Consider the following 8778-nt stretch of genomic DNA (forward strand, 5'->3'; position numbering starts at 1 on the left):
CCTCTACGGCCGGTAAGCGACACTCCCCATGTCGAAAGCCAGCAACAGCTGGTCTTTCGCCATGCCCAAAAACGACCGTGAAGCGCTGAGGTCCAGTAGCTCAGCGTAGGAAGGTACAAGCAGCGGCGAGAGTCCTGCGATGCTGAACGTGCCGTTCATGAGGCCTGCCCACAGCTGGCCATTACAAGCCTTTTCCCATCCCGCCGAATGCATGGGGTGAGATTTCCAGCACGATGGCAGTAGAGCACCAGGGCAGTGATGGTGAGGTTAAGCGGTTACGCGATATACGTCGAAGACACCCTCAATATTGCGGACCTGGTTCATCAGTGCGCCAAGCTGCTTAGTGTCGGAAACCTGGAAGGTGAAGCGGACGGTAGCAATATGGTCGTCGCCACAGTGGTGGTTGAAAGCAATCACAGGCAGCTTCTGGTCATTGAGCACACGGGTGAGCTCCGCCAGCAAGCCCTGCTTGTCTAAAGCCTCAAGTTGCATCGTGGCCATGGAGGCGCCGTGGTGGGAGCCGCGGTCCCAGGAGACGTCGATAAGCCGTGCGGATTCTTGGCGGAGCTTATCAGCATTGGTGCAGTCGGAACGATGAACAGAAACGCCCCCACCGCGGGTGACAAAGCCGAAGATGTCATCACCGGGAACGGGCAAGCAGCAGCGTGCCAGCTTAGCCATGACGTCTGGGGACCCCTCGACGAGGATGCCGGGGCCGTCCGAGCGCGTGGGAGGTTTCACCATTTCGGAGAACGGGGCGCGGGAAGTCAACGCGTCAACAGCGTCATCCTCATCGCCAAACATGTCCATGAGCAGACTGACAACATGCTTGGCAGATACGTTACCGGCGCCGATGGCAGTGTACAGACCATCCACGTCGTCGTAGCCAAGCTGCGTTGACACCTTATTCATGGATTCCGCTGTGAAGAGGCGGTGCATGGGCAGGCCGCCGCGCTGAACTTCCGCAGCCAGGGCATCGCGGCCGGCCTCAAGATGTTCCTCGCGCCGCTCTTTTGCAAACCATTGGCGGATCTTTGTCCGCGCCCGGGGCGAGACGACGAACTCCTGCCAATCACGGGACGGGCCAGCGTTGCTGTCCTTCGATGTGAACACCTCTACCCTGTCACCGGACTTCAGCGTGGATTCCAGTGCAACGAGCTTGCCGTTAACTTTGGCGCCAATGCAGCGGTGCCCGACCTCCGTGTGCACCGCGTAGGCAAAATCCACCGGGGTAGAACCGGACGGCAGGTTGATCACATCGCCCTTAGGAGTGAAGCAGAAGATCTGCGCCGAGGTGAGGTCATACCGCAGTGAATCCAGAAACTCATTAGGGTCTGCTGCTTCCTTCTGCCAGTCAAGCAGCTGACGCATCCACGTCATCTGATCAATTTCAGCCTGGTCGCCCTTGTGGGACCCCTTGGTTTCCTTGTAGCGCCAATGGGCAGCAACACCGAATTCGGCGTTGTAATGCATTTCATGGGTGCGCACCTGGATCTCCAGCGGGCGGCCCGAATGGTTCATAACCGTGGTGTGCAATGACTGGTAGACGCCGAAGCGGGGGTTAGAGATGTAGTCCTTGAAGCGGCCCGGCATCGCGTAGTACATCGAGTGCACCACGCCGATTGCCGCGTAGCAGTCACTGATGGTGTCCACCAGAACGCGGATGCCCACGAGATCAAAGATCTCTGCAAAGTCACGACCCCGCACCGCCATTTTCTGATAAATCGACCAGTAGTGCTTCGGGCGGCCCATAACTTCTGCTTTGATGCCATTGGCTTTGAGCTCGCTCTGGATCTCAGTGGTGATTTCTTTGAGTGCCCGATCACGGGAGGGGGCGCGCTCCGCAACGAGGCGGACGATCTCCTCATACTTCTTCGGATACAAGATGGCAAAGGCCAAGTCTTCGAGCTCCCACTTCACCGTAGCCATGCCCAGGCGGTGGGCCAGCGGAGCGATGACTTCGAGGGTTTCCCGCGCCTTCTTCTCCTGCTTCTCCGGCGGCAAGAAACGCATGGTGCGCATATTGTGCAGGCGGTCCGCAACCTTGATCACCAACACACGCGGGTCCTGCGCCATGGCCACAACCATTTTGCGGATCGTTTCCGCCTCAGCCGCAGACCCAAAAGCAACTTTGTCCAGCTTGGTCACGCCGTCCACAAGACGCGCAACCTCAGGGCCAAAATCAGCGGTGAGGTCATCCAAGGAGTACTCGGTGTCCTCCACCGTGTCATGCAGCAGCGCAGCGATAACGGTGGTGGTATCCATGCCTATCTCGGCGCAGATTGTGGCCACTGCCAAAGGATGCGTGATGTAGGGGTCCCCGGACTTGCGGGACACGCCCTCATGCAGGCGCTCTGCCGTGTCATACGCACGAGAGATATCTTCCACTCCACTACGCGGGTGGTATTTCCTGTGGATAGATAGTAAAGGTTCCAACACCGGGTTGGATCGCGGACGCCCACCGGTGAGGGACCGCGCGAGGCGGGCGGACACACTGCGCACGGACGTCCCAGAACGGCGTTGTGGTCTATCGTGGGACGTCACTTACAACTCCTCAAAGTTCCAGGGGGTGAACACTTCCGATCAGTGTACCCAGGCATCTACCAATCCGAGCAGGGTTCTATTCCCCTTTGTTCAGCACCACCAACGGCACGTCACCGAGGTGTTCGCGCCCACCCAGTCCATCGACCTCAAGCACCACCACGCAGCCGCAGACTGTGCCGCCAGCACGGTGGATAAGGTCATGTGCTGCCATGAGGGTGCCGCCGGTGGCCAAGACATCGTCGACAAGCACTACGCGCTTACCTTTAAGCTGCATGCCCTCTGCTGGGATCTCCAGCGCGGCTTGGCCGTACTCCAGCGAGTATTCCTCGCGGATGACCGGCGGTGGCAGCTTGCCCTTCTTGCGGATAGCCAAAATGCCCACACCCATGTCAAAGGCGACAGCGGAGCCCAACAAAAAGCCACGAGCATCCAGCCCACCAATCATCTCCGCACCGAGCTCCTGGCACGCAGCGGACAATTCCCTGATCACAACATTGAGCGCATCCTTGTCCGCCAGCACCGGGGTGAGGTCCTCAAAGAGCACGCCTTTCTCCGGGAAATCCTGGACATACCGCATTTTTGCGGCGAGTGCCTCCCGCGCAGTGCGGAAGGTTACGTTGTTGGATGAGCGCTGGTCGGAATGAGTCACAGTTCTAAGAGCCGGCTTTCTTGTTGCGTTTGTTGGACCCAGGAACCTGCCAACGGTCCATGTTCCAGCCAATTCCTACGGGGCCAGTGTAAACGACGACATTGTGGATGTTCTTGTCCACGATGAAGGTTCGTGGTTGAGCGGACAAAGGGATAGAGGGCACTTCATCCCACAGGCGGTGTTCCTCGGACCGCAGGGATGGCAGCTCCTCTGAGCGGGACACGGAGGTCTCGTATTCCGCCATCGGATCAACTGCGCCGAGGTACGCGTCCACCATTTCCTTGTTGGGATTGTGCTCGTTCGCAGGGTGCTCTTCGGTGAACAGGTCACCGCGGGTTTTGCCGTCACCCGTCGCATCAATCACTGTGATTCCAGCTGGTTCGCAAGATCTACGGATCGCTTCCACCATGGCGGCATAACGCTTGCTGGGCGAGAGGTAACCAATCCGCAGCTCCAAACCTTCAGCTTCTTTCGCGCCTTCAATGTCGACGGCCAAGTGTGGTTGCGCGATATCACCGAGGTTGCGCGTCATCGGGTCATTGTGGTTAAGCACGTGGACCGGGGATACAGGAAGCTCAATGCCCGCAATGCTTGACGACGCATCCGCCACCGCCTGATTATCCACACACTTCGACAACGCCTGGCGTTTCTCTTTAACCGCCCACGGGCCGAAATCAGCAAAGATGAGCGTATCCGTCATCTCCCCGATCACAGTTTGTAGTTCTTGATGCGCCTCCGGCGCGGAAGGATCAAGGGATTCCTTCGCGCTGCCCGTGGAGTCACCACCAGAGGAATCACCAGTGGAGTCACCCGCGACGGCATCATCAGCATTGGCACCTTCACCTGGATCAGGTGCAGCGTCGTACCAGCCCGGATTGTGGTCATCTAGATCCCCCACCATGAGGGCGCCCGCCGCTTGGAGTTCCGCGGAATTCTTCGTAGAAGGCCACACAACTATTTTTTCCAACTCAGGTGCTTCACCGTAGTACTGCTCATTGGCCACCAAAGTCACCTCCCCTTCGGCGCCCACCGAGTCGATCTTGTATGGACCGAAGGACACTTGCAGTTCCGGATCGAAATCCGACAAACCAAACCCATAGCGCCAAACGGTCGAGGTACGTGCCAATACATCCGGGTCAGCGGCTTCAAGCGCCCGAGTCAGCTGGGCTGTTTCCATCCCAAGCTTCTTCGCTACCGCATGCGCCGGCAACACTGTTCCTGCACCGAACAGTTCACGCCACCGGCCCCCCTTGCCTTCCTTAAACACCACGGTGAATTCCTTGGCACCGGGAGCACAGTCCACACGGTCAACCTGCTGCATTTGTGGAAGGTGTGAGGAGAAAACCTCCGGGTGAGAACCAGCGACGAAAGCGAGCTTGTAATCATCACACGTCACGGGCACACCGTCAGAGAAAACAGCCTTATCGGTCAGGGTGTACACGACCTGCCGCTGTGACCCTGGCAAAACCTGGGTTTGAACGAGGTCGGTGTTTGGGATTCGCTGGCCGGAAGGGCCGGGAATAAAGGCACCAGGAAAAACACGGCCGGACAGGCGTTGCGCCTTCATCGAATCCCCAAGATTCGTCGCCGCATTCGTGGTCACCAACGGAGTTGACAGCTGGTAGCCGAAAGAGTCCAAAGAGCCCGATCCAGATGAGCTGTCGTTTGCCGAAGAACAGCCGGCAACAACCAGCGCTGCGGCCATAGTCATGGCCGTTACAGCCCCGAAACGCTTCCTGCTCACGCGGCTAGTGCGCCTGGCTTTTCGTTGTTTCCACACGATCGATCCTTCCCCACACCTAGACTCTTAGCCTGAACGCTTATCCCCGAGTCGGGCGCCAAGTAGTAGTCGCGGAGGATTCTGCACCAGAACCTTCATCGCTTGCCTCAACGTCTGCAGCTCCAGATGGAACGGAGACCGTGCGCTTCGCGGTCTTCGAAACAGAAGCCTCATCCTCGCTAGAAACTCCAGCGCGGAAATCTGCAACTTCCTGGTTGTGCTTCTTGTACGGCTTCTGCATATTGGTCAACGTAACCAGCAAGGAAGTAGCCAGGAACAGCGAGGAGATCACGCCTTCCACAACACCGATGAGCTGAATCATCGCCAGATCCTGCAATGTACCCACGCCTAACAACCACACCGCCACGATCATCAGCGCAATAATCGGCAGCGCGGAAATAACCGAGGTGGAAATGGAACGCATCAGGGTCTCATTGACGGCCAGGTTCGCTTCCTCTGCGTACGTAGAACGGCGCGAATCGAGCACACCTTCAGTGTTCTCCTTGACCTTGTCAAAGACGATCACGGTGTCATACAGGGAGAAAGTCAACACGGTCAGCAAACCAATGATCATTGCCGGGGTGACTTCAAGGCCGAAGAGGGCGTAGATGCCCATGATCACCACACCGTCGAAAAGCAATGCGACCATCGCGGCGATAGCCATGTTGCGCTGCAGACGAACAGCAACATACACGGCAGCGGCGATGAGGAAGATGACCATTGACAAAATCATGCGTTCTGTAATGGTGGAACCCCACGACTCAGACACCGTCGAATCACCAATCGCATCCGGCGATGCCTTGCCATCAGCATCCTTGGGCTCGTGGGCCTTGTAAATGGCCTCACGCGCCGTATCGATCTGCTCCTGAGTGAGCCGCTCGGAGTTAATTTCCAGCGTGCGCGAGTCACCCGCACCCACAATCTGGGTCAGCTCAGGAGTAACACCCGTGGCTTCCACAAAGGTGTCCTCAACCTGCTCAACCACAAGGTCCCCGGCGGGCATACTCATCTTCGTGCCGCCCTCAAAATCAATGCCCAGGTTGAAGCCCCGTAGCGCAATCGCGGCGATAGAGATCACCAGCAGCACAACGGAAATAGTGTACCACAGCTTGGAACGCCCAATGAAGTCAATTGCACCCTTGCCCTCATACAGGCGCTCAATACCCGTCGCGCGGTGCTCCTCAGCGTTGATGTTGCCCGCGGCTGTGTTTGCACCAACCGGGTCCGACTGAGTGGAGTTAATGGAGGTACTCACAGTTAGTTCTCCTTCGTCTCGGTTGGGGTTGCGGCGGCTTCATCATCGCCCGCAACAGATGCGCCGACAGGTTCATCGGCCTTTGCAGCGTGACGACGGCTCCAGGTACGCCCCACTGCCTCCGGGTTGAGCCGGCCAGCCTCAAACGCCTTAGCCATGCCGTTGACAGCCGGCTTGCTCCAGAATTTCTTGCGGGAAGCCAGGATCATGATCGGCGCGGTGACCAGGAAGGTGACCAACAGGTCGAAGATCGTGGTCAGACCCATGGTGAAGGCGAAGCCCTTGACCTCACCGACGGCGAGGAAGTAAATCACCACAGCACCAATCAAGGTGACAAAGTTACCGGTAATAATCGTGTCCTTCGCGCGCTCCCAACCGTTGAGGGTGGCTGAGCGGAACGTTCTGCCGCGACGCACTTCATCCTTCACGCGCTCATACAGAACGACAAAAGAGTCAGCCGTGGTACCGATACCGATGATCAGACCGGCAACACCAGATAGGTCCAGTGTGTAGCCAATCCAGCGGCCGAGCAGCACCAGAGCACCGTAGACCAACAGGCCAGCACACAGCAGTGTGAAGAGCGAGATCAGGCCGTACAGGCGGTAGTAGAAGAACACAAATGCGGCCACGAGCAACAAGCCGACGAGGCCGGCGATGATGCCTGCCTTAAGCGAAGCGATACCCAGGGACGGCGGAACCGTCGTCGCCGTACCACCCGGCTCACCGTTCTCACCAGCAAAGGACAGCGGCAGCGCACCGTAACGCAGGTTGTTGGCCAAGGTTTCTGCCTCTTCCTGCGTGAACTGGCCCGTGATCGACGTTGCAGAGCCCACCGGAGTCGGTGACTGAATCTGCGGTGCGGAAATCACCTGCGAGTCCAGGGTGATAGCAACCTGCTGGCCCACCATCGCAGATGTCAATGCTGCCCACGTGGAGGAACCATTGTGCTCGCCAGCCTGGCTGAAGGCGAAGCTGATCTCCATCTGGCTCGTCTGCGGGTTGAAACCACCGGTAATCGGCCGGTTCGTGTCAATCTCACTACCCGTCAGGCGTGGACCGTTCGGTTCCTCCACACCCTGCAGCAGCGGCACCGGATCAAGCAACATCGGTGAACCCGAGCTGGAATCACAGGCAACGAGTGGCTTCGCCGGGTCATCCGTACCTGAAAGCGGATCAGCTGGTGCTGGTGCATCAGGCGTGGCCGGCTGGCACTTCATCAAAAACGCAGCGGCCTGCAGCGCGGTTGGGTCCTCCGACTGGCGGTCGTTCCGCAGCATTGCTGTAGCTTCTTGGCGGAAACCTGCCGCCTCAAGCGAGTTCTCCGGCTCAGCCTTCGGCTGTGCCGTGATCTCAGGCGCGGTAATCTTCTCCGGCAACGGCGCTGCCTGAGTGTCTTCACCCTCCGCTGCGGCGTCTTTCTGGGCGTCAATCTGCTTGTTAAAACCATCCGCAAAGGTGGTCACAGCAGTCTTAGCCTCCTCCGGCGAGAGGATGCGGTACTCAACCCAACGGTTAGCCATGTCCCCTAGCACGTTCGGGAAGGCATCCTGGTCAACCTGGCCGGCAGACTGGGCCACCGGACGGAACAGCAACTGGGAGGTCTGACCGATGTTGCGCACCTCCGACGTGTCATCACCAGCAACCGTAATCACCAACGTGTTTCCGTCGACAACGACGGAGGCGCCGGAAACACCCATGCCGTTAACACGGTTTTCCAGAATAGTGCGGGCTTGATTCAACTGGTCCGTTGTTGGCTCCTCGCCTTGCGGGACGAGAGTGACACGGGTACCGCCCTGAAGGTCAATGCCCAACTTGGGGGTCGCCTGCCTATCGCCCGTAAAAAAGACCAGGGCATAGGTAGCCACGAGAATGAGCGCAAAAAGCGCTAGTGCCCGTGCTGGCCACGCCTTCTTCGATGCGCCTTCGCGCGAAGTCCGCTTCGATGTTTTTTTCGAAGTCACGTACAAGATCTCCTGATAACCTGCTGCGTCCACATGGCTTCACCGACCGTTGAGTCAACAGTGCCGAAACCAAATGGTGTTTATTCACTTATGCCTAACTCAAAAGCACAAGGTCCAAAAAGTGATGGTACGTCATACACCCGGAAATAATTAAGCCAACCTGCTTTTCACAGCAGGCTGGAATCTATTACCCGAGGGAAGATATTACTGTTCTACTTCTTCATCCACGATCGGTGTGGCGGGTTCTTCAACACGCTTGTACACACCGACGCGCTCCATCGTCACTACAACCCCAGGAGCGATCTCCAAGTCCACGGTTTCCTCATTGCCAGCCACGACCGTGCCGTGGAAGCCAGAAACGCTGATGATTTTGTCGCCCGGCTCGATGGATGACTGCAACTGCTTCGCTTCTTCCACGCGCTTACGATGCGAGCGAGACATGATCAGTGTCGGCAGAGCGAACAGGGCAAAAATAAATAGGAGAAGAAGAATTTCCATAGGCACAATTGTTACATACGGCAGAAGTTACATGAGGTGCAGCTGCCCCGGCGCCTCCGGTGGAGGCGACATACCCACGTGTTGCCACGCC

General features: G+C 57.9%; 6 protein-coding genes. All 6 read right to left on the reverse strand.

What is annotated here, in order from left to right; all coding sequences use genetic code 11:
* Positions 1-267: 267 nt before the first annotated feature.
* Entirely contained in the window at positions 268-2544 is a 2277-nt protein-coding gene (locus HMPREF2129_RS09115; protein ID WP_034665795.1) for a RelA/SpoT family protein, read from the reverse strand.
* Between the two features lie 76 nt (positions 2545-2620).
* The gene (locus tag HMPREF2129_RS09120; RefSeq protein WP_034665797.1) at positions 2621-3193 is read right to left on the reverse strand and encodes an adenine phosphoribosyltransferase; all 573 of its coding nucleotides are present in this window, start codon (positions 3191-3193) and stop codon (positions 2621-2623) included.
* Between the two features lie 4 nt (positions 3194-3197).
* Positions 3198-4937 (reverse strand): ABC transporter substrate-binding protein, encoded by a 1740-nt coding sequence (locus HMPREF2129_RS09125; RefSeq protein ID WP_232218142.1) that lies wholly within the window; start codon positions 4935-4937, stop codon positions 3198-3200.
* 76 nt (positions 4938-5013) lie between these two features.
* Complete coding sequence (secF, locus tag HMPREF2129_RS09130) at positions 5014-6165, reverse strand: protein translocase subunit SecF (protein WP_034665804.1); 1152 nt, start codon at positions 6163-6165, stop codon at positions 5014-5016.
* Between the two features lie 65 nt (positions 6166-6230).
* On the reverse strand, positions 6231-8189 hold the full coding sequence (gene secD / locus HMPREF2129_RS09135) for a protein translocase subunit SecD (RefSeq protein WP_034665806.1): 1959 nt from the start codon (positions 8187-8189) through the stop codon (positions 6231-6233).
* A 204-nt stretch (positions 8190-8393) separates the two neighbouring features.
* Entirely contained in the window at positions 8394-8687 is a 294-nt protein-coding gene (gene yajC, locus HMPREF2129_RS09140; RefSeq protein WP_034665802.1) for a preprotein translocase subunit YajC, read from the reverse strand.
* Positions 8688-8778: the final 91 nt, after the last annotated feature.

It is taken from the genome of Corynebacterium tuscaniense DNF00037 (genome assembly GCF_000759055.1).
Taxonomy (GTDB): domain Bacteria; phylum Actinomycetota; class Actinomycetes; order Mycobacteriales; family Mycobacteriaceae; genus Corynebacterium; species Corynebacterium tuscaniense.